Source organism: Pseudomonas sp. Tof1 (genome assembly GCF_055390395.1).
On the sequence record NZ_AP024344.1, the window covers coordinates 4476444 to 4496974 of the forward strand.

General features: G+C 57.5%; 20 protein-coding genes and 1 pseudogene. 9 read left to right on the top strand and 12 right to left on the bottom strand.

Annotated features, from left to right (window positions below; translation table 11 throughout):
- Positions 1–144: 144 nt before the first annotated feature.
- Positions 145–996 (top strand): DNA/RNA non-specific endonuclease, encoded by an 852-nt coding sequence (locus ACZ5KU_RS19955; protein WP_464737428.1) that lies wholly within the window; start codon positions 145–147, stop codon positions 994–996.
- 145 nt (positions 997–1141) lie between these two features.
- Here the strand turns inward: ACZ5KU_RS19955 and ACZ5KU_RS19960 are convergent, their stop codons facing one another.
- The 3 genes from ACZ5KU_RS19960 to ACZ5KU_RS19970 all read right to left on the bottom strand — a co-directional run bounded on the left by ACZ5KU_RS19960 (position 1142) and on the right by ACZ5KU_RS19970 (position 4059).
- Positions 1142–1600, bottom strand: coding sequence for a hypothetical protein (locus ACZ5KU_RS19960; RefSeq protein ID WP_239687943.1), 459 nt, complete (start codon positions 1598–1600; stop codon positions 1142–1144).
- 221 nt (positions 1601–1821) lie between these two features.
- The gene (locus ACZ5KU_RS19965) at positions 1822–2868 is read right to left on the bottom strand and encodes a helix-turn-helix domain-containing protein (RefSeq protein ID WP_239687944.1); all 1047 of its coding nucleotides are present in this window, start codon (positions 2866–2868) and stop codon (positions 1822–1824) included.
- A 375-nt stretch (positions 2869–3243) separates the two neighbouring features.
- On the bottom strand, positions 3244–4059 hold the full coding sequence (locus tag ACZ5KU_RS19970) for an AraC family transcriptional regulator (RefSeq protein ID WP_054057706.1): 816 nt from the start codon (positions 4057–4059) through the stop codon (positions 3244–3246).
- Between the two features lie 153 nt (positions 4060–4212).
- On the opposite strand from ACZ5KU_RS19970, the gene ACZ5KU_RS19975 reads away from it, so the two are divergent.
- From ACZ5KU_RS19975 to thiD, 4 genes are all read left to right on the top strand, one after another.
- A complete protein-coding gene (locus tag ACZ5KU_RS19975) occupies positions 4213–4461 on the top strand; it encodes a hypothetical protein (RefSeq protein WP_054057707.1) in 249 nt (82 codons plus the stop codon).
- A 255-nt stretch (positions 4462–4716) separates the two neighbouring features.
- Positions 4717–6594, top strand: a complete 1878-nt coding sequence (gene dxs, locus ACZ5KU_RS19980) for a 1-deoxy-D-xylulose-5-phosphate synthase (protein ID WP_464736115.1) — start codon at positions 4717–4719, stop codon at positions 6592–6594.
- 24 nt (positions 6595–6618) lie between these two features.
- The gene (locus ACZ5KU_RS19985) at positions 6619–7569 is read left to right on the top strand and encodes an NAD(P)-dependent oxidoreductase (RefSeq protein ID WP_416769590.1); all 951 of its coding nucleotides are present in this window, start codon (positions 6619–6621) and stop codon (positions 7567–7569) included.
- A 92-nt stretch (positions 7570–7661) separates the two neighbouring features.
- Positions 7662–8459 carry a bifunctional hydroxymethylpyrimidine kinase/phosphomethylpyrimidine kinase gene (thiD, locus tag ACZ5KU_RS19990; RefSeq protein ID WP_464736116.1) on the top strand — a complete coding sequence of 266 codons (798 nt, stop codon included), beginning with the start codon at positions 7662–7664 and terminating at the stop codon, positions 8457–8459.
- 160 nt (positions 8460–8619) lie between these two features.
- Here the strand turns inward: thiD and ACZ5KU_RS19995 are convergent, their stop codons facing one another.
- From ACZ5KU_RS19995 to ACZ5KU_RS20020, 6 genes and pseudogenes are all read right to left on the bottom strand, one after another.
- Positions 8620–8952 carry a helix-turn-helix domain-containing protein gene (locus ACZ5KU_RS19995; protein ID WP_054057711.1) on the bottom strand — a complete coding sequence of 111 codons (333 nt, stop codon included), beginning with the start codon at positions 8950–8952 and terminating at the stop codon, positions 8620–8622.
- A gap of 2 nt (positions 8953–8954) precedes the next feature.
- A complete protein-coding gene (locus tag ACZ5KU_RS20000) occupies positions 8955–9080 on the bottom strand; it encodes a transposase (protein WP_464736117.1) in 126 nt (41 codons plus the stop codon).
- A gap of 185 nt (positions 9081–9265) precedes the next feature.
- Positions 9266–10315, bottom strand: coding sequence for a hypothetical protein (locus tag ACZ5KU_RS20005; RefSeq protein WP_054057712.1), 1050 nt, complete (start codon positions 10313–10315; stop codon positions 9266–9268).
- Between the two features lie 284 nt (positions 10316–10599).
- Positions 10600–11574: a hypothetical protein gene (locus ACZ5KU_RS20010; protein WP_054064509.1), complete on the bottom strand. Its 975-nt coding sequence runs from the start codon at positions 11572–11574 to the stop codon at positions 10600–10602.
- A 252-nt stretch (positions 11575–11826) separates the two neighbouring features.
- Positions 11827–13113 carry a translesion error-prone DNA polymerase V subunit UmuC gene (gene umuC, locus ACZ5KU_RS20015; RefSeq protein WP_464736118.1) on the bottom strand — a complete coding sequence of 429 codons (1287 nt, stop codon included), beginning with the start codon at positions 13111–13113 and terminating at the stop codon, positions 11827–11829.
- Positions 13103–13530: pseudogene (locus ACZ5KU_RS20020) on the bottom strand (LexA family protein). Before ACZ5KU_RS20020 ends, umuC begins: the two are co-directional and overlap by 11 nt.
- 103 nt (positions 13531–13633) lie before the next feature.
- Here ACZ5KU_RS20020 and ACZ5KU_RS20025 point away from each other — a divergent pair.
- The 3 genes from ACZ5KU_RS20025 to ACZ5KU_RS20035 all read left to right on the top strand — a co-directional run bounded on the left by ACZ5KU_RS20025 (position 13634) and on the right by ACZ5KU_RS20035 (position 15864).
- Complete coding sequence (locus ACZ5KU_RS20025; RefSeq protein ID WP_464736119.1) at positions 13634–14320, top strand: SOS response-associated peptidase family protein; 687 nt, start codon at positions 13634–13636, stop codon at positions 14318–14320.
- A gap of 577 nt (positions 14321–14897) precedes the next feature.
- The gene (locus tag ACZ5KU_RS20030; protein WP_464736120.1) at positions 14898–15236 is read left to right on the top strand and encodes a hypothetical protein; all 339 of its coding nucleotides are present in this window, start codon (positions 14898–14900) and stop codon (positions 15234–15236) included.
- 340 nt (positions 15237–15576) lie between these two features.
- Positions 15577–15864: a hypothetical protein gene (locus tag ACZ5KU_RS20035; RefSeq protein ID WP_464736121.1), complete on the top strand. Its 288-nt coding sequence runs from the start codon at positions 15577–15579 to the stop codon at positions 15862–15864.
- Positions 15865–16038: 174 nt separating this feature from the next.
- Here ACZ5KU_RS20035 and ACZ5KU_RS20040 read toward each other — a convergent pair whose 3' ends face one another.
- Genes ACZ5KU_RS20040 through ACZ5KU_RS20050 form a run of 3 tightly spaced genes read right to left on the bottom strand, consistent with a single transcriptional unit; the run spans position 16039 to position 17830 of the window.
- The gene (locus ACZ5KU_RS20040) at positions 16039–16503 is read right to left on the bottom strand and encodes a single-stranded DNA-binding protein (RefSeq protein ID WP_464736122.1); all 465 of its coding nucleotides are present in this window, start codon (positions 16501–16503) and stop codon (positions 16039–16041) included.
- Entirely contained in the window at positions 16475–17047 is a 573-nt protein-coding gene (locus tag ACZ5KU_RS20045) for a DUF3158 family protein (protein WP_464736123.1), read from the bottom strand. The genes ACZ5KU_RS20040 and ACZ5KU_RS20045 overlap by 29 nt, the downstream gene beginning before the upstream one ends.
- A 3-nt stretch (positions 17048–17050) precedes the next feature.
- Positions 17051–17830: a PFL_4669 family integrating conjugative element protein gene (locus ACZ5KU_RS20050; RefSeq protein WP_464736124.1), complete on the bottom strand. Its 780-nt coding sequence runs from the start codon at positions 17828–17830 to the stop codon at positions 17051–17053.
- 316 nt (positions 17831–18146) lie between these two features.
- Here ACZ5KU_RS20050 and traD point away from each other — a divergent pair, with 316 nt between their 5' ends.
- On the top strand, positions 18147–20291 hold the full coding sequence (gene traD, locus ACZ5KU_RS20055) for a type IV conjugative transfer system coupling protein TraD (protein WP_464736125.1): 2145 nt from the start codon (positions 18147–18149) through the stop codon (positions 20289–20291).
- Positions 20292–20531: the final 240 nt, after the last annotated feature.

The following is a 20531-nucleotide window of genomic DNA, read 5'->3' on the forward strand; positions in this document are numbered from 1 at the left end:
ATCGCGCATAAAGCGTCGTTTTTTTGACTTAAAAGTCACTCCCCCCCAAACTAGGCAATGCTTTAACCATGTTGCTTTACTACCGCGCGGCCCCGCTGTGGGCATTGCGTGAACGGTTACTGCACATCAAATCAATGGAGCTTCATCGTGAATCGGAATCTCAAGCACACCGGCCTTTATCTGCTGCTGGCCCTGGTCAGCGCCTGTTCGACTCTTGAGCCCTACCGCGCTCCTGAAACGGCACCTGCGCCTCCTCCTGAGGTTACAGGGCCCGCCCCGCAGATCGATAACTGCTCGGTGGGCTGCCCCACCGGAGGCAGCAACGTCACGCTGGTCAGAACCGCCTACACGCTGAACAACGATGCGCAGACCAAGTTTGCCAAGTGGGTGGCGTATCGCGTCACCAAGGACACCCCCTACCCCAATCGCCCGCGCAACTGGAAAACCGATCCGGACATTCCGGCCGGCGAGACCTTGGACGATGCCGACTACAAGCTGGCCAATGAAACGCTGAAGACCGACCGCGGCCACCAGGCGAACCTTGCCTCCATGGCCGGCGTCAGTGACTGGCAGACGCTGAACTACCTGTCCAACATCACCCCGCAAAAGAGCGATCTGAACCAGGGCGCCTGGGCACGGCTGGAAGACAAGGAACGGGCCCTGGTTCAACGGGTGGGGATTGATTCGGTGTATGTGCTGACGGGCACGCTGTACGAGCGGTACATCGGCACCCTGCCCAGCACCACCAAGCCGCACACCATCCCCAGCGGCTACTGGAAGATCATCTTCACCAACAGCACGCCGACTGAGGGGACCTTTGCGGCCTTCATCATGGACCAGGACACCCCTCGAGCAGCCAACTTCTGCAGCTACCAGGTCACGGTTGAAGAGATTGAGCAGCGGTCCGGGTTGAAGGTCTGGACGACGTTGCCAGCAGCTGAACAGGCGGCGCTCAAGCCGGTTCGTGGACAGTTGGTGAAGGACATCGGCTGCTAATAGAGGCCAGGGGCTTGGTCATCTTCACGTTACCCCAGCCTATGAGCCTACTGCCCAGCCAGTGTCGCCTACGCCAAGCGGGACGACAGCTGACCAGCCCCTGGGCAGTGAACGGGGCCCCGACTCTAGCCTCATCAACGCTCAATTATTGCGACCATGATTTGACAATACCGTTCTTGTCGAACGTCACATTAAGGTAGTTGCTATCATGGCCTTTATTTCCTGAGAGCTCTTTAATCGAATTGTTCGCCTTATCCAGGTCATAAGTTTTGTTGCTGGCTTGGGCGAGCGCTGACTTTGCAGAGTCAGTACCAGGAATCGTGCCCACCAAATTATAAAGCGATGTCAGGTTGTCTCGTGCGGTACGCTTCCTGTAAATGACGCTGGAGCTGCCATCGCTGTAATTACTTTTAGAGTCCGGCTCCCCATACAAGCTTGAGACCTCAGCCAGAGTGGTTTTGCCCTTGAAGATATGTGAGGCCACGTAGCTTTCTGAAAATTTGTCATCTCCCATCACCATGGGCATTGACGGCATTGATGGCATTGAGCTGCAGCCGCTGGTGATAGCCGAACTTAAAACAGCCATTAAAACCAATCTTTTCATTACCATCCCCTTAGCCATATTCCTAGACAGTTACTTCTTCTTTCGCGAACGAGCCCTGCACACGAACTATCCACCAGCCCAAGGCGCATAAAATACGCCCTCAATACCCGGCAACAAGAGCTGAACCAGCCCCGAAACAAGTTGATACCGATTATAAAGTTACACCTGAACGCCCGAGAAAATTCTCTTGCCTGAGCGTCTCAAACTGTTGACTGTGCGTCTCAATCGGCCTGCATCTGATCAAGGATCTTTTGCAGGGAAAATCCGGTATGTGCACGGTTTGACTTTTCTTCATGACGCAGCCGCCCGGCGGCGGCCTGCTCCCGGGCTTGCGTGGGTGAGTAACCGAACGCCGCCTTGAACGAGCGACTGAAATGCGCATCGCTTTTAAAACCGAACTGGAACCCCAGACTGGAAATACGCTGTTGGTTGCCGAGGTCGCTTTGAAGATGCTCCCGGGCCTTGTTCAGCCGGCGGAGCTGAATGTAAGCCGACACTCCCGACTCCTGTGCAAACAGTCGGTACAACCGTGCCCGTGAAAGGCCCAACTGCCCGGCCACGAAGGCCGGAGACAGATCGGGTCGGTGCAGATGCTGTTCAATCAGTTGACGCGCGCGATGGAGCAGCGTGTGATCGATTGGCCCCTCGGCATCCGTGAGGTTGGCAGCACTGGGCGCCAGTGCCGCGGCGACCATGGCCAGCGTAGCTTCTTGAACGTAGGGGATGTCATCGTGCTGGAGGCAAGAAAGTCGATGCTGCAAGGCGCGCATGTGATCGGCAAGCAAGTCGCCTAACGCCCCTTGCAGCACCAGCCCATGAAGGTCCTTGGCGCCCAGGCGGGCGCTGAGGACATCGCGAGGGATTGTGAGGATGATCGTGTCGCCGGCGGCAATCACGCTGTCGAGTTCGCGTGCCAGGTCGAGCACGTAGATCTGCGAACGCCCCGCAGCAAGTGTTGTGCGCCCTGCCGAGCCATGGATTGAGTGGGAGAGGCTCAGGCAGAGGTAGTAATGATCGAGTCCATCACGGCGAATCATCTGCAGAGGCCGTTTCACACCGTAGTGCACCGGCGCGCACTCTCCCTCCCAGACACCACAGCCCATCAAGATTTCGCCTAAAAAACTGGTCGTTAGACGGTAATTGAATCCTGATGACTCCGTTTTGCCGATGTTGATGTCGAAGATGGCATTGACCTCCTCACGCCAGGCCTCGAATCGCGACCTGGGAGGGAGCGCCTGAGTACTGAACGTAAAAACCGGATTTCCCATAACCTATCAACTCTGTGATGAAGACTCATATTGGACTGGAAAACACGCTGATCTTTTCACCACCCATCGACGTACAGCGTCCCCAGTGCTGAGAAATCGTCGGCTCATCGAGCAGGTATAACCGCCGTTGGTGTGAGCTCCAGTCCTTGGCGCCGTGGTGCCCCGCGTATAATCATCCAAATCAATTGCTCCTACACCCAAAAGCGGCTGGATCGCCTCCAGGCGGCCTAAGTGTGGGCGGCGACCGGCAAGGGTGAGACGGTGCAGGCCACTGCCTCTGCAAACGCACGCCGCGCCCCTCAAGGGTCACCGGTAAAGGTCGATGCGCCTGTCATGAAAGGCTGGCATCCGCTCCTCAAGCTGCCGACGGGCACCTCATCGGGCCTTCTCGCGTTCAAGTTCTGAGCGGTAGGGCTTGGCCCCCTCAATGTAACGCCCCGGTGTCACCCCCAACACTCGCTTGAACATGGCGATGAATGCGCTGACATTCTCATAACCCAAGTCGAGTGCAACCTTGGTTACAGAGTCTCCACGACTCAGTTGTTCGATGGCGCGCAGAGCACGTGCCCGCTGGCGCCATGAGGTAAAGCTGAACCCGGTTTCAGCGACAAATTTTCTCGCGAGGGTGCGCGTCGACATCTCTCCCCAGTCCGCCCACGACCTCTGCCCGCTGATGCTCGACAGATCGCCCAGTAAAGCAGTGGCGATTCGTAGGAGACGTGGATCCTGGGGCATAGGTAGCCCAAGCGGTTCTTCAGGGGAGGACGTGATTTCATCAAGGATGACACTCGCCAAACGCTGTTCAGGACCTGATCTGACGGATCCCGTCCACCGCGTTGCCCGATCAATCAGCGATAACAGAACGTTGTTTGATTGGATGATCTTTGGTTGCAAAGGCAACTCAGCACATCCTTCCTGCGCCACGTAAACCGACCAGCCTGAAAAACCTGCGCAGGATCGGAAAGCGTGTTCACAGTTCGGTGGCAACCAAATGGAGTGAGTCGCCGGTATCACGAAGCGCTGGGCGGACGTTTCCACCGCGATCAACCCCTCGGCGCTGCCGAGCAACTGCCCTTGGGAATGGCTATGCATGGGCGTTTCACGTACCGCGTCACTTCGCTGGCAAACGGCAAGGATGTCACGCGCAGAGAGCCTGGTGATCAGTTCCGGTGCGACAAGCGGAGAAGACATCCGAGGGGCCTGCGTAGTGGGCGATGTGTCAATGAGGAAGCGATGTCGGCGTGGCACAAACGCAGGATAGGTAGGCATTGTTACGGCAGTCAAGCCAACGGCATGTCGCTAAAGTCAGTTTCGAGATCAATTACCTCCCCACGAGAGAATCCCATGAAAGCCAGTGACATTCTGCCAGACGACGTGAACAGCACCTATTTCGCCGGTCTTAACGTACGCAAAGGCACAGTCGCCGCGTTCTTGCATAACGCGAGGACGTGGTCTGAATCAACTTCTGACGAGGAACGAGCGAAAGCGGAGCGCGACATCATCGAATCGCTTCCTGCGCTGCGCGCCTTGGGTTTATTTGATGTACTCGCCATCAAGGATGCTCGGCTCTGCGCCTTGGTCAACGCCCATTGAGACGTCAACGACGACACAGATGCAAAGGGCTTGTTCCAGCGTCCTCCCTACGATGTTCTTGCTCTTACCACTCAGCCGCGCGTACCGCCATCACGCTGGGAACCCTCAACGCTTTCAACTGACGGGCTGTCTCAAGCGGCGTACGGCGCGGTCATCCTTGCCGACGGCAGCGCGTCGGACTTAATATAGTTGCAAATGCAATTATATTGCTCCGTAGCGAATGCCAGCCTCCGCCTCTTCAGTCAAGGACCTTCCATGATCGACCTGCTTCACAGCATTGATGGGCCGTCCGACCTGCGTCGCCTCAATCCCAGCCAACTGCCGCAACTCGCGAACGAGTTGCGCACCTTCCTACTCAACAGTGTTGCGAACACAGGTGGCCATCTGTCGCCGAACCTGGGTGTCGTTGAACTGACGATCGCGCTGCACTATGTCTTCAACACCCCACACGACCGCATCGTCTGGGACGTAGGCCATCAGACCTATGCGCACAAGATCCTGACGGGCCGTCGCGACCGCATGCACACCGTGCGCCAGGCTGGTGGCATCTCGGGCTTCCCGGTACGCGCCGAGTCGCCATTCGACACGTTCGGCACCGCCCATTCGAGCACGTCCGTCTCGGCCGCGCTGGGAATGGCGCTCGCCTCCAGGCTGCAGTGCCAGGAACGTCATGCGGTGGCGGTAATCGGTGACGGGGCGATGAGCGCAGGCATGGCGTTCGAAGCCATGAACAATGCAGGCGTTGAGCACGACCTGCCGTTCATTGTGGTCCTGAATGACAACGCGATGTCCATTTCGGCGCCGGTAGGTGCACTCAGCGGCCATCTCGCGCGACTGATGTCGGGCCCTTTCTACACAGCGGTGCGCACAGGGGTCGGGCATACCCTGCTCGCCGCGCCGCCGCTGCGCGACATGGCTCATCGTCTGGAAACGCAGCTCAAGGGACTGCTGCTGCCGTCGACGCTTTTCGAGACGTTGGGGTTCAACTATATCGGTCCGGTGGACGGTCATGACCTCGGCGTACTGGTGTCCACGCTGCGCAACATGAAGAGCCTGCGCGGCCCTCAATTGCTGCACGTCGTGACCCGCAAAGGCATGGGCTACGCGCCCGCCGAGGCCGATCCCGTGCGGTATCACAGCCCCGGACGATTCGACCCCTCTCATGGCGTCAAAGCGGCCGCCTCGCCGCCGCCCAAGACCTACTCACAGGTGTTCGGCGAATGGCTGTGCGACGCCGCAGAACAGGACCCACGCGTCGTGGGTATCACGCCGGCGATGGGAGAAGGCTCGGGGATGGTGGAGTTCTCGAAGCGCTTCGCGCAACGCTACCACGACGTGGGCATTGCGGAGCAGCATGCCGTGACCTTCGCCGCAGGCCTCGCTGCGCAAGGCTTGAGGCCAGTAGTCGGCATTTACTCGACCTTTCTGCAACGGGCCTACGATCAGTTGATTCACGACGTCGCGCTGCAAAACCTGCCTGTCGTCTTTGCGATCGACCGCGCGGGCATTGTCGGTGCTGACGGCGCCACCCACCTCGGCGCCTACGACCTAGCCTTCCTGCGCTGCATTCCCAACATGACGGTGATGGCTGCGTCGGACGAGAACGAGTGTCGGCAAATGCTGCACACGGCGTTGCAACAACCGAATCCGACGGCTGTGCGCTACCCCCGCGGCGCAGGTGTGGGTGTACCGACCGTTGCGCAGATGCAACTCATCCCGATCGGTAAGGGAGAGATCCGCCGCACCACCACGCGGCTTGCAGGCGCACGTATCGCTATCCTTGCCTTCGGGTCGATGGTCACACCCGCCAGGGTGGCCGCCGAAGAACTGGACGCGACGCTGGTCAACATGCGCTTTGTAAAACCGATCGATACGCAACTGGTCCAGGAAATGGCCAGTACGCATGATGTCCTGGTCACCGTCGAGGAAGGCTGTGTCATGGGTGGGGCGGGTTCGGCGTGCGTGGAAGCCATGCTGATGGGCGGCACGGTTTGTCCTGTGCTGCAGCTTGGCCTTGAGGACAACTTCATTGACCATGGTGAGCGCAGCGCCCTGCTCGCCCAGTGTGGCCTGGATGGCGCAGGCATCATCCGCTCCATTCGTGAGCGCTTTTCAAAACCGCTGGAGTGCTGACGCCAACAGAAGTGGTCCCGGCCGATGCCACAAACACGAGGTCGAAATGAACCATTCAAACGACTACAGAGGCTGCATCCGATGAACAAACCGACCGGATTTATCGGCCTGGGCGTGATGGGGACACCGATGGCCCTCAACCTGGCTCGCAGTGGCGTGCCACTCATTGTCTGGAGTCGCTCCAACAACCACTACGACACGCTGCGCGCGGCTGGCGCCGAGGTGGCTGACAGCCTGGACGCCCTGTTCTCCCAGTGCGAGACCCTCATTCTGATGCTGGCGCATGAAGCAGCGATCGATGAGGTACTCGGTCGACACACGCCCTTGTTCGAGCAACGGATGGGGGGACGGTTGATCGTGAACATGAGTACCACCTCGCCCGGCTACTCGCGCTTGCTGGCCGATGAGATCGGCAGAGGCCGCGGTCAGTACGTGGAGGCACCGGTTTCCGGTTCGCGCAAACCTGCCGAAGCCGGCCAGCTCGTCGTCATGCTGGCGGGCATGCCCGAACCGGTCGAGGCGGTACGAAGCCTGATACAGCCGTTATGCCGCGACAGCTTAGTGTGTGGCGACGTACCTGGTGCGCTGACAATGAAGCTCGCGGTGAACCTGTTCCTCATCACCATGGTCACGGGGCTGGCCGAAGCCACGCACTTTGCCCAACGCCAGGGTGTCGATCTGGCGCAGTTCGCCCAGGCCCTGAACGCGGGCCCCATGGCCAGCGACGTTTCGCGGGGCAAGCTTGGTAAGCTGGTGGCGCAGGACTTTTCGGTTCAGGCCGCCATCACCGATGTTCTCAAGAACAGTCGCCTGGTGGCACAAGCCGCACGTGACCTCGGCATCGCCTCGCCGCTGCTGGACGTATGCCACGCGCTGTATGGCGAAACCGAGGCGCTGGGACAGGGTGGACTGGACATGGTGGCGGTGATCCATGCCATCGCGCAGCGGACCGCCCAGGCCGATGGCTCGCCCTAATCGATCTGAATGAATCCAGACGCGCGCTGAGTCTTGATCATGCGCCGCTGACGCAGCACGCGGGTCGCTTACGCCCAGGAGATTGTCACAACGTGATAGCCAATGTACTCACGATCGCAGGCACCGACCCTACCGGTGGCGCAGGCATTCAGGCCGATTTGAAGACTTTTTCCGCCCTGGGCGCCTATGGCATGAGCGTCATCACCGCGGTCGTCGCGCAGAATACGCACGGGGTACGTCGCTTCGTGCCCCTGGCCCCCTCCTTCGTTGCCGAGCAGATCGAGGCCGTCTTCGACGATGTGCGGGTCGATGCCGTGAAAATTGGCATGGTTGCCAACGCTGGCATTGTTGAAGTCATTGCTCGGTGTCTACGAGCGCGTGCCGACTGTCCCATCGTGCTGGACCCCGTCATGGTCGCCAAGAGTGGTGATCGGCTGGTGGATCCTGAGGCTGTTGCGGCCATTCGGGAACGCCTGATCCCGCTGTCCACTCTGATCACTCCAAACCTGCCTGAGGCCGGCGTGCTGCTGCAGGGCGAAGAACCTCGATCATTGCAAGCCATGCGGGTCGCAGTAAGGGAAATGGGGAAGTTGGGCGCGGATTGGGTGCTGCTCAAAGGTGGGCACCTGGAGGGGCAACGTAGCGTCGATCTGCTGGCGGGCAAGGGACACACACTGGAGCTGGATGCCCCACGAATCGCTACACGCAACTCGCACGGTACAGGATGCACGCTTTCGGCAGCGATCACGGCCCTGCTACCCGGGTCGACGATGGCGCTGGCAGTCTCTGGCGCCAAGGAGTATTTGACGGCCGCGCTTGGTGCAGCTGATCAATTACAGGTGGGAGGTGGCTACGGACCGGTTCACCATTTCCATGCTCTGTGGAAATGAACCGTATCCATTTCACTGTCGGTCGGCATCCTCACAAACCGGATCAACGCCCTTCCAACACCTTGCCCCACAGTACTGAGCCGGACTGCCACGTTATCCAACAAGAACGCCCCTTGGCGTAGAAAACGACAGAGCCCCGAAAGTTGTCTGGGTCACCGAACTATCCCAACTCCGAGCGGAGCTCGCGCACACCACGTCCCAGTTTTCTGCGCAGTCGATTACGCAGCGTGGCGGCGTCGCAATAGCCGACCTTTTCAGCAATCACCTCTAGGTCGTGCCCAGTGGCGACCAGGTGCTTTGCTTGCTCCACCCGCAAATCCTGGAAAAATGCCAGAGGGGACTTGCCCAGTATCGCTTCCGCGCAGCGCTGGAGCGTACGGGGATGCACGTATAAGGCCTCTGCCGCGCCTTGGAGAGAAAACCCAGCGGCAAGGTGTGTTCGGGCCCAACGTTCGAATCGCTCGATCAAGGGGGCCGAATGTACCTGCAACAACCTTAAAACGAGACTCGCGTCTGGCTTCCAAGTGATCGGGCAGCCTCAATGTGGCTGTAGTCCTGGTCGAGAGCCAGGTTGGCTGCCTCACGCTTGAACGCAGAAGCGAAGGTACGTCGTCTGTTCATTGAACACCGTCGTGTGGTGATTATTTTCGCCTAAAACCGTGCCCGAGATTAGTGGACCTCTATACTTTCCAGAGGTTATGAATCAGAACCCCTCAGAAAAGTCTATAGACAGCTAATTATTATGGTTGCTAATTTAAGCAGCCAAACTATCATACAAAGCTATTGAGACCTTAACAGCCAGCAAGCTATAGCTCAATCGCTAGACCAAGACCTGGCGAACACCACTGTTGCCATGCCTCATCCAAAACTAAACGTTCTTCCGGATTAGCACAAAATTCCTTAGCCAGCTCGAACAATTTAGACAGCCGCTGCGCATGTTCCTCCTTCGTGCCACGGCCTCTAACCTCAACAGAGTTCACCACCTGCAAAATCTTCTTCCAAAGAGGATCTTCCAGTCCTTCCGGGTAAATGGTAAAAGCGGCTTTATGGCTTTCATGACATAAAGGCGGTAGGACACGCAAAATAAGCCTATGCAATGCCTTATCGCCTGTTACTACGGCTGGCACTCCAACGAACTCATATCTCTGCTCTCGCAAGACCGGAAGTGTTAACCAAAGATTCAGATCTCCTGCACGGTTGCGCAAATAGGAGATAGTCATATGGTCGGTCTCTCCTTTCTTTCCTGGCTGAAATGCCAAAAAAGACTCAAAATACGAATATGCTGGCTTCGCATCATCATTCAGCTTTAGTGCTTGCCGGCTTTTCAAGACGACACCAAGGGCTGTCAGCATCAGACTAGATGTAAATCGAGGAATATCGGCATTACCGAGTCTATTAAGCTGCTCAATCGCTAAGTCAACCGGTGTCTTCTTTGAGAGCAACGATTTCATGATTGCTATGTAGGGAAATAAAAGGCTGAACTGTGCTCTCAACGCAGCCTCATTTTTTTCTAATAAAGCGACCTGATCCCGAGCAAAATTTTGGCGAAACACAAAGCCAAGCTCAACCAACTCCTGAATCATCTCCTCAATTTTCTGAACAGGATTTTTTCTAAGCTCAAGATTAGAAAACCATTGTTCCTGCAAAGCAGGCAGTGGATTGAGAATCGACTGAAGCCGGACTTCCGCTGGTAACTGTGAAGCCCACTCAACATTGGTGAGCGCATTAGTATCCAAGAATAGCTCATAAGGTCCAGCACCTTTCTCTGCATTCAGGAAGGGCCAAACCACATAGGTACCACTTGAAGTTCTTAAACAACGATCCTTATACGGAACAGGGAAATCAAGCTGCTGCATAAATACCACATCCTCATCACTCTTACAGAAAATCGCTACTCAAATATTATTTAAGCATCCATTTGCAGGCTGAAATCGGCGGTCTTCGATACAGGCCTATGCCCCATAAGTGGTTCATAACGACCATAGGCCTGTTCAGCATAATGCCTGATATCGGGTTCATCACTGGCTTGGGCTAACCGAATCATATCGCTCTCTTTGCAGGGCTCTATGCTGCCAGCCACTGATGTGGCAGCAGTTGCCTGATTTCGCTGGTCTCTTGGGTAAGCAACAGAGCAGTCAAGCTAACCAATGGCTTCAATCGGTGAGAACTCGACTCGGACCAAGTAACTCTTCTCTTCAGCGCTTTTGGCTGACAGTCCCGCGTGGGCACCAACCTCGGCGAGCTTCGCCTTGACCGTCAGTTCCAGATTCTTGTCTGTAGAGAACGTGGTGTTTTCTTTGATCTCAAGAGAGGCCGACAGGCAACCTCCATACTCTCGAGCAAACACAACGGCCTTCCAGGAGGGCTCATAGGCGAGCCAGAGGAAATTTTCTCTCCCAACCCGGCTCTCTGTGCTCCATTTTTTCCCCGAGAGCGTGAACTCACGGGTATCAAGCCCATCATTCAACTTTTCGTTGCTAACGGAAAATTCCGCCCCTCCTCCCCCAGCCACTCCCGCCGTCACAGTCAAACCACCACTGGTTTCTTCATTGTGCTTATTTGAAGTTTTCTTGGTGATGGTGATTTTGGTGGCACCCAGCGCCACCAGTAGCTTGATCAGTTCAGACTCACGCTCCTCAAGAAGAATAGAGTCATAACTATCACTCGGGATGTAGAGGTTACTGCTCTCCGAGTTTGGATACTCCATGAGCGGGTGCTTGCGATAGGCCTTGCCCACAATCGGATGACCTGGCTGAAAGCGATAGCCCTTGGTCTTGACCTCCTCAGGAGAGAAAGAGTGCTTGGCCACATAAGCGGCCAATGCGCATGCTTGCTGATTTTCGGCAGATTCTTCCGTCACCTTCTCTGTCGGGTCTTTAGAAAATAGTGAAAGTACACCGGGTATCCCAACCAGCGCGGAGGCGATCACTGTCGCTGGAACACCGAATGAACCCAAAGCCGCTGCTGTCGCAACAGCACTGCCACCGATTGCAGTACCTACTTTCGAAACGCCATCGCGCCCACCCATAGTGAAATTTGGCTCGTAGCTGCCATCGTCATTCCTCCCCGAATTCGGTACGAGAGGGGTTTCCACGATGTAGATGAGATCAAGCATGCCTTACTCCTTGTCAAAACTCGCGACTGCCATTGTCTGATTTGGGCGTACTGAACCAATGATGGCACATTAATATCCTTCGCACGAAGAGAGGCAACGCTGAAAAGGCAAAGAGTACATTTGTACTCCACGCCTAAAAAGAACATCTATGCTGATGGTTTTCCTTGGCCAACTACCACACCGTGCTCATCGATCCCCCCATGAGATAGCCGAATAGACCCCGGACTTAACACCAAAAATCGGCACCGGTACTCAGGTACAGGAGATCCTCCACAACTGATCCAGCCGCGTCGTGAAGCTGCGGCTCATCATCTCCCGACGCATGCCCCATTCTGGCTTGGTCGGAACGCTGGCAGCGCGCAGGGTGCCCCTGCCCCAGCGCTGGTTGATCTGGTCCAGGACGGTCATCACCTTGGTGGCTTGCTCAGGTTGTGATTCGGCGAACAGGTCGTCGGTGTACTCACCGCGCTGGCAGAGATTGAGCAGCAACACCTCGGCCTTGCTGTACCGAAAGCCAGGACGGAAGAGTTGGTCGAGGGCGTCGACGGCCCTCTTCGTCAGCAGGCGCACATCGTCCGTGGGGTACGGCAGATCGATCACCACCCCGTTGGCGTACTTGGCCTCCTCCGGGTTGAACATCCCGGTGCGGATGCTGATCCGAATCTTCTTGCACAGGGACTGCTGGGCCCTGAGCTTTTCCGAGGCACGCATCATGTACGTGGCGACCGCCTCCTTGATCGGCGGCAAGGTTTGCAGACGCTGGCCGAACATCCGGCTGCAGCAGATCTCCTGCTTGGGTGCGTCTGGCTCATCCAGCTCCAGGCACGGCGTACCGGCCAGCTCCCGGGCAGTCTTCTCGATCACCACGCTGAAATTTTTGCGCAGCATCCAGGGATCAGCTTGGGAGAGCTGCCAGGCGGTCCTGATGTCCATCCCGGCCAGATGCGCGGTCATCTTGCGGCCAATACCCCACACCTCCGACACATCACAGGCCTTGAGCAGCTTCTCCCGGCGGTGAGGTGCCCGCACATCCAGGACACCGCCCAACTGCGCCTGCCACTTCTTCGCGCCATGGTTGGCGAGCTTGGCGAGGGTCTTGGTCCCGGCGATCCCCACCCCCACCGGAATGCCGGTACTCCTGAGCACCTGGGCCCGTATACGGCGTCCCAGTTGTTCTAGGTTCTCGGTCATGCCGGTGAGTTCAGCAAAGGCCTCGTCGATGCTGTAGACCTCCAGCGCCGGCACCATGGACTCGATCACGGTCATGACCCGCTGGCTCATGTCGCCATACAGCGCGTAGTTGGAGGAGAACGGCACGATCCCGTGCTGACGGATCTTGTCCCGGATCTGGAAGTACGGCTCGCCCATCTTGATGTGCGGCTTGACATCCGCGGAGCGGGCGATCACGCAGCCGTCGTTGTTGCTCAGGACGATGATGGGGGTATGGGCCAGGTCTGGCCGAAACACACGTTCGCAACTGGCGTAGAAGCTGTTGCAGTCGATCAGCGCAAAGGCTGGCGCTGGGGGCTTAATGGCCATGGCTGCGCACACTGAAGGTCACTACCCCCCAGATCGACAGCTCATCGCCTTCCATGACGTAACGGGAGGGGTAGCGCGGGTTCTCCGACATCAGGATCACCTCGGGCCCCTGTTTGCGCAGTCGCTTGCACACCGGGTCGTTGTTCAGCAGGGCGACGACAATATGCCCGTGCTGCGGCTCCAGGGACCGGTCCACTACGACCAGATCACCGTCGAAGATGCCCGCCCCTGCATGCTATCGCCCTGGATCGAGACCAGGTACACATGGGGTGCCCGTATATTCAAAAGCTCATCCAATGAGATCTGCCGCTCGATGTGATCAGCGGCCGGTGACGGGAATCCCGCCGGCACCTTGAAGGCACAGAGCGGCAGCGCAACGCCGCCCCCTGCCAAAGGACCTAGAATGGTAAAGCTCATGACGCACGACTTCCGATATACCTGTACGAATATACAGTTAATAGTGTAGGTGTCTTGCGGTCAATTCAAATGAGTGGGATGGCGACAGGCGGAGGTGGTCAGCATGTGCGGACGATTTGCGCAGTACCAGGGCATGGCCGACTACCTGCGCGAGCTTGAGGCCGAGCAGGACGTCATCAGCGGCTACGACAACGAGCCGATCGCCCGCTACAACATCGCCCCCACTACCCGCGTGCTGATTCTGCACACCGTGGAGGAAGGCCTACGGATTGATCCGGTGCACTGGGGCTGGGCGCCCTTCTGGGCCAAGGGCAAACGCCCTGACCCGATCAACGCCCGAGTCGAGACCGTCACCACCGGCAAGTTCTTCAAGCAGCTCTGGCCGAATGGGCGAGCGCTGGTGGTGGCAGACGGTTGGTACGAGTGGGTCAAGGATCCGGACAACCCCAAGAAGAAACAGCCGTACTTCATTCGGCTCAGGAGCCAGGCACCGATGTTCTTCGCGGCATTGGCCCAGGTACACCCTGGGCTTGACCCCCATGAGGGCGACGGCTTCGTGATCATCACCGCCGCCAGCGACCAGGGCATGGTCGACATTCACGACCGGCGCCCGTCGGTGCTGGCCCCCGAGCACGCCCGCGAATGGATCGACCCCGACCTCTCCCCCACACGCGCCGAAGACATCGCCAAGAACCTGTGTCTGCCTGTCGACGACTTCGAGTGGTACCCCGTCGGCACCGCCGTTGGGAACGTCAAAAACCAGGGCGCCGAGCTGCCTTTGCAGAAGTAAACCAGTGCCTTCTGCGCTTTTGCTCGCCTGCACCCTAGGCATGAATCGAAGAGAAACAGAACACGGCGCGGGCCTTTCCCGTTCATAGCCTGATGACGCTGTGCGAAATCTGAAGATGAGCCCGCCAAGCCCAGTTGTCATGGTCTGTGCAGAGACATTTCGTTGCGGACTACAAGGAAGAGGCGCTTCTACAGCTGCAAATTACAGCAACCTCCGATAGCCACACATGTACGCACCCTACACACCTAACAGGAAAGATCAGATGGTCATTTTCCAGGACTCATACAAAACCATCGCACCGGAAAAAGCCTGTTGCAGATGCTGCTTTGACAGCCCACCGATGAGGTAATCATCGTGCGGGGGCGTACTGCTGGCCTTGTCAGCAACATGCCAAGGTAGCCGGGATCTGAGAGCTACGATGCGCCATTGCGCATGATCCATTCTCAGGTCGCCAAGCTTCCAGAATGCGACCAATCGGCTGCCACTGCGGCCGATGGAAGCGCTACTGAACGTGATGTTTCCCCCATACGGGCCTTGCCCGTATGGGCAGGCTCTCCCACTGAAATCTGGAGGTCTGATGAAAATGGAAACGGTGTTATACGGTGCGATGCGCGACAGCGGCGTTTCGGAGCGAAACACCACGGCTGTCATTAATGCGCTGGAGAAAGAAATGACCAATGTCCTTGCGACCAAAGCCGATCTCACACTGCTCGGCACCAAGCTGAAAGCTGACATGGACGTCATCCAAAACAAACTCGCTGCGGACGTTCAGATCATCCGATCCGAAATGAAGGCAGATGTCTCGACACTGAGCGTCAGGGTGGATTCGCTCGGCAGTAGAATTACCTTGAGCTTCCTCGGCATTGCGGTGCTTGTGGGCACCTTGGTGGTTGGGGTGTTGCAGTACCTCAAATAAACGCATCCGTTGTCACTCTCCACGCAGATAATCCTTCCCTACAGGGAGAGGGTTATCTGCGTTTTGTTTTATGAGCCAAGAGCCGCTCGCGGTCCTAAAGGAAGGTCAATCAGATTGGAACATCAATGGCCTCCTCCTGGGTGTGTCCAGCCCCCAGTACAGTCTCAGACGTCAAAGCGTGCCATAGCGACGAGAACGCCTCCATTACGCCCGAGCCATACACCGAGCGGTCCTGTCGGAAGTCCATACACAGCAAGCTTCAAGAGCCTTTCCAAAGGGAATCGGAGAGACCAGGTTCACACCTGTCGAGATCACTCAACCACTACAGCAGGAGAACAAGATGTCTGCGAAAAGAATCGTCCTGAGCGATACCCCAGACCGGCTCATCAAAGATCGAGATTTCTCAGATAATCAGCAAAACATCAGTGAAGTCGTAGACGAAACACCTCACTCGGTGGAGCAACATGAAGCGCAAGAACATCTCAGGGTCGAGACTTTGCGCTGCGCTGTTGCAACGGGAGTGACGGACCTCACGCAGGGTCATGTTATGGAAGTTGACGGCGAACAGCTCGAGCGGCTTATGACCAAAATCGGTAGACGGGTAACCTCACTGAGCAACCACCGCTGACTCTCGCTGCATGACAGAATCTGTCCAGTACACAGGAGTCGAGCCAATCTGCACGCAGGAAATACCCCTCCTAAAATCTCCCGAAACAAAGCCCGCGGTAATCTGGTAGCGCGACGACTACTTGCGATAACGAGGAGTAGAAAACGGATTCACACGGGCCGAGCAACTGAGCAGCTATTGCGCTCCATCATTGGCAGACAGCCGAATAACCATCTGCTCATCCACTTCAGGCACAGGCCGTTCCTGAACCATCATCACGACCCGATCAATACGGTGAGGCAATATCCCCACGCGACTGGCCTGCACCTTCATCGCCCGACATTCGTTCCCACTGTCGTCTTCCCATTTTTCCAAAATCATGCGCCCAATAACCAGCACTCGCATCCCCTTACAGTAGAGATTCGAATACCGTTCGGCCTCCTTGTGCCACAGATCAACACCGGCCCAGAATCCTCCCCGATCTTCGTACTCACCTCCCCCTTTCGAGATCGGATTATCGAAATACACATTGAGCCTCAACAACCGGCGCGGTTCGTTGTTGCCGTTGGAGATCTCTCGAAACTCGGGCTTGGTACCGATGTTGCCCTCCCCCAGAAGTTGGTAGCCATGTTCAGTTTCCTCCCGAGTGAAGACGAGCATGCTGAAGTATCCGCTGCTCGTACGCCTGGTCAGCCGCCTCCACCTTGTTGGCACACAAGAACGCCTGACGCCCCATACTGTGAGTCAGGCTGATCTGCATGTTGATCACGATCCGTTGCAGCTCCAACGCATACAGATCGGAGATCAAGTTGATCGGCGTATGCTCATCACGTACCAGCTCCGCCCACAAGTCGGCCCCCATCTTGGTACGGTCTGATCGGCTCCAACGCAGAAAAATAGTCCCGGCCCCGGTCGACTGCTTGATCAAGCGAATGGGCAACAACGTGAAAGGGTATCGCTCGGCCTGAGCCAGTATCTCCCGGACAGCCAGAGCAATCAGTCCCTCGCTCAACGCTCTGCACTGCTCACCCAATTCAAGCAGCTCCCCCTTACCCTTAAAAGGCTTTAAAAGCCCTTTAGGGAAGGCCGTATGTTCCAACGCGCGGAAGGCACTCTGTTCCAGAGGCCGGAAGGCAGTGTGTTCAGCACCCTCTCCCCACGCAGCCGGGTCGAAACCGTTGTCACGCCCTCGTACATTCACCATCGTTCAGCCCTCCATGGCCTCGGATATGGTCTGCACCGCAGCGTGCCCTGGAGCCGCCTCACGCCATCCAACCGCCCCATCCTCGCCGTCTAAAACACCACGGATATCTCCCACCCGACGGTGAACAATCGGTGGTGCAAACTCAGCCCGGCGACGCCCTTCAAGTACATCCAACGGCAATTCCCCAAGGGCCTCTCTTGCCTGACGGGCCCGAGCGTTATCGGCCACCACATCCGCCCGGGTCACGCCCAAAAACCTGTACTGCTGAACTAGGCCAAACAAACTGCGAAAGATATGACTCGCCGCATCAATTCGACTTTCCATACCCTTGCGAGCAATCAAGGCGACATGGTGAGCGTGTTTGAGACGCCGAACGATGTCGTCATAGGTGATCAGCAGATACAACGCCAGAAAGCCGAATTGAGAACCGATGAACATCGGCAGATTGACTGGCCGGATACTGAAGTTTTCCTGTACGGAAATGGCCCTGGGAACTTCACTCATCAGCAGGTCCACTTCCAGGCGGATGTGCATCAACTCGGCTTTGCAGCGCTGCAACTTTTCCTCGATACGGATCAGCCAGAAGTCAGCATAAGGATCATCCCTTTCGGCTTCGTTCTTGATCCGGCCCATCAAACCGACAAGCCCCACAAGTCCCATGATCGGAGCCTTGCCTTCACTGGCGGGTCTTCCTTGCCAGATACGGAGAGCGAGATGGGTATGCAGCGTCAATTGCATCGTACTGCGCAGCGGTCCAATTGGACCTTGAGTGGCGTCAGACATTGATTGCTCCTGGCTGAGGTATCGAGGCCTCAGTGTCATCAGGAACCCCACCACCATCAGCCAAAAAACAGAATCGAGACCCAATGGTTTTATCTCGAAAAAACAACTGAGCCGATCTCGAACAGGGGGAACAGTGCCCACCGCTATACCACCCGAACCACACCTCGAAACCTGCCCACTGCATTCCAGTTTCCTTGCGGCAGTTGTCCTTCAGGCTTTGCAACCGTGCGCTCTGAACACCAGAGGACGCCGGCATGCCCAACTTCCCTTATCGCTCCCTTGCCCCCTCCCACCGTTACGAAGGGAGGCCCAGACCATGACCCAACAACATACGGTCGAAGTACTGCTGCGGCCCGCCGTTGAGCTGTACACCGTTGCGGTGTGTATCCCCTGTATTGGGGTGTGTTTATTCGCACCCTGGATGCTCGGTTTGACGCCTTTATTCGGTGTCGTGACGGCAGTCATTTATCTGGTACTTGCCTGTATTCGTCTTCGCCAGGGGCTGACAGTACTGCGCTACCGACGCAATATCCGCCGCCTCCCGCGCTACGTGATCACCAGCCAACGCATTCCCGTCAGCAATCAGCGGCTGTTTGTCGGCATCGGCTTTAAATGGGAACAACGACACACCCAACGCCTGATGCAAACTTACCGCCCGGAGTTCCGCCGTTACGTCGAACCCACAACGCTATTCCAACACGCGCGACAACTGGAACAGCGCCTGGAAAAGGCCACTTTTCCACTGAGCCTGATTCCCCGATTCACCAGTTGGGACTACCCCCTCAACCCCGTGCGCCCACTTCCGGCAGTCGGCGGCTCTCCTCGCTTACATGGTGTGGAACCCAACGAAATTCCGGTCTCGCTTCCTCTTGGGGAACGCGTGGGCCACAGCCTAGTACTGGGCACCACGCGAGTCGGTAAAACCCGCCTGGCCGAACTGTTCATCACCCAGGACATTCGCCGGGAGAAACGCGTCAACGGCATCTCCGAGTTCGAGCCGGTCATAGTCTTCGACCCCAAGGGTGACGCCGATTTACTCAAGCGCATGTACGTCGAGGCCCGCCGCGCAGGTCGGGAAAAAGAGTTCTATGTCTTCCACCTGGGCTGGCCCGACTTCTCCGCCCGCTACAACGCCGTGGGCCGATTTGGGCGCATCTCCGAAGTGGCCAGTCGCATCTCCGGACAACTTTCCGGCGAAGGCAACAGCGCCGCCTTTCGTGAATTCGCCTGGCGCTTCGTCAACATCATCGCCCGGGCCTTAGTGGCACTGGGCAACCGCCCCGACTACATCCAGATCCAAACGCACGTGATCAACATCGACGCCCTGTTCATCGACTACAGCAGCGACTACTTCGCCCGCCACGATCCCGGCGCCTGGGACGCCATCGCCACCATCGAAGGCAACCTCACGGAAAAGAACATCCCCCTCAACATGCGCGGCCGCCTCCCCCGCGTCACGGCGATCGACCAGCACCTCTCACGCACCCGCATCGCTGACCCGGTGATGGACGGCCTGCGCTCCGCGGTGCGCTACGACAAGACCTACTTCGACAAGATCGTCGCCTCACTCCTGCCCCTGCTGGAAAAACTCACCACCGGGCGCATGGCCGAGCTGATCTCGCCCAATTACAGCGCCCTGGACGACGCCCGCCCGATCTTCGACTGGATGCAGATCATTCGTAAACGAGGTGTGGTGTACGTGGGGCTGGACGCTCTCTCCGACCCGGAGGTCGCCGCGGCGGTGGGCAACTCCATGTTCGCCGACCTAGTGTCGGTGGCCGGCCATATCTACAAATTTGGCCTGGACGGCGGACTGCACAACGCCGCCCAGGAGCAGAAGATCCCCATCAACCTGCATGCGGACGAGTTCAACGAGCTGATGGGCAACGAGTTCATTCCAATGATCAACAAGGGCGGCGGCGCCGGCATTCAGGTCACCGCCTACACCCAGACCATCAGCGACATCGAGGCCAAGATCGGCAACCGCGCCAAAGCCGGCCAGGTGGTCGGCAACTTCAACAACCTCTTCATGCTGCGTGTACGCGAAACCGCCACGGCCGAACTGCTGACCAAACAACTACCCAAGGTCGACGTCTATTCCACCACACTGGTCAGCGGCGCCACCGACAGCTCCGACATCTCGGGCAACACCGACTTCACCAGCAACACCCAGGACCGGGTCAGTTCCACCAGCGTGCCGCTGATTGAACCTGCCCATGTCGTGAGCCTGCCCAAGGGCCAGGCCTTCGCCCTGATCGAAGGCGCTAACCTCTGGAAGATCCGAATGCCCCTCCCCGCCCACGATCCAGACGAATGCATGCCCAAAGACCTGCAGACCCTGGCCGCCAACATGCGCAAGCGCTACGTCGATGGCGGCGGTGAATGGTGGGCGGGTAGCGGTAGCCGCGATGCGGATGAGCCCTCTACGACGGGCCAACCATCAACTGGGCCTGATAGCTGATAAGCGACGCAAAAAAAACACAGAAAAGTGTTGGCCAACAGTGGCAATGGCCGCCAGCCAGTTTGAAAACAGCTAATTGTCAGCAACCGCAGTGGTTTGACAGCGACTCACCATAGTCTCCTGCAGCACACAGGGGTGATTCACCTAACAGAAGGTACAGGAGGTCATTAGTAGGGCCAGCACGGCATCACAGAGGTTTGCACTGCCAAGGCGCCGGCGACTGGATGTGAGGAAGTCGGC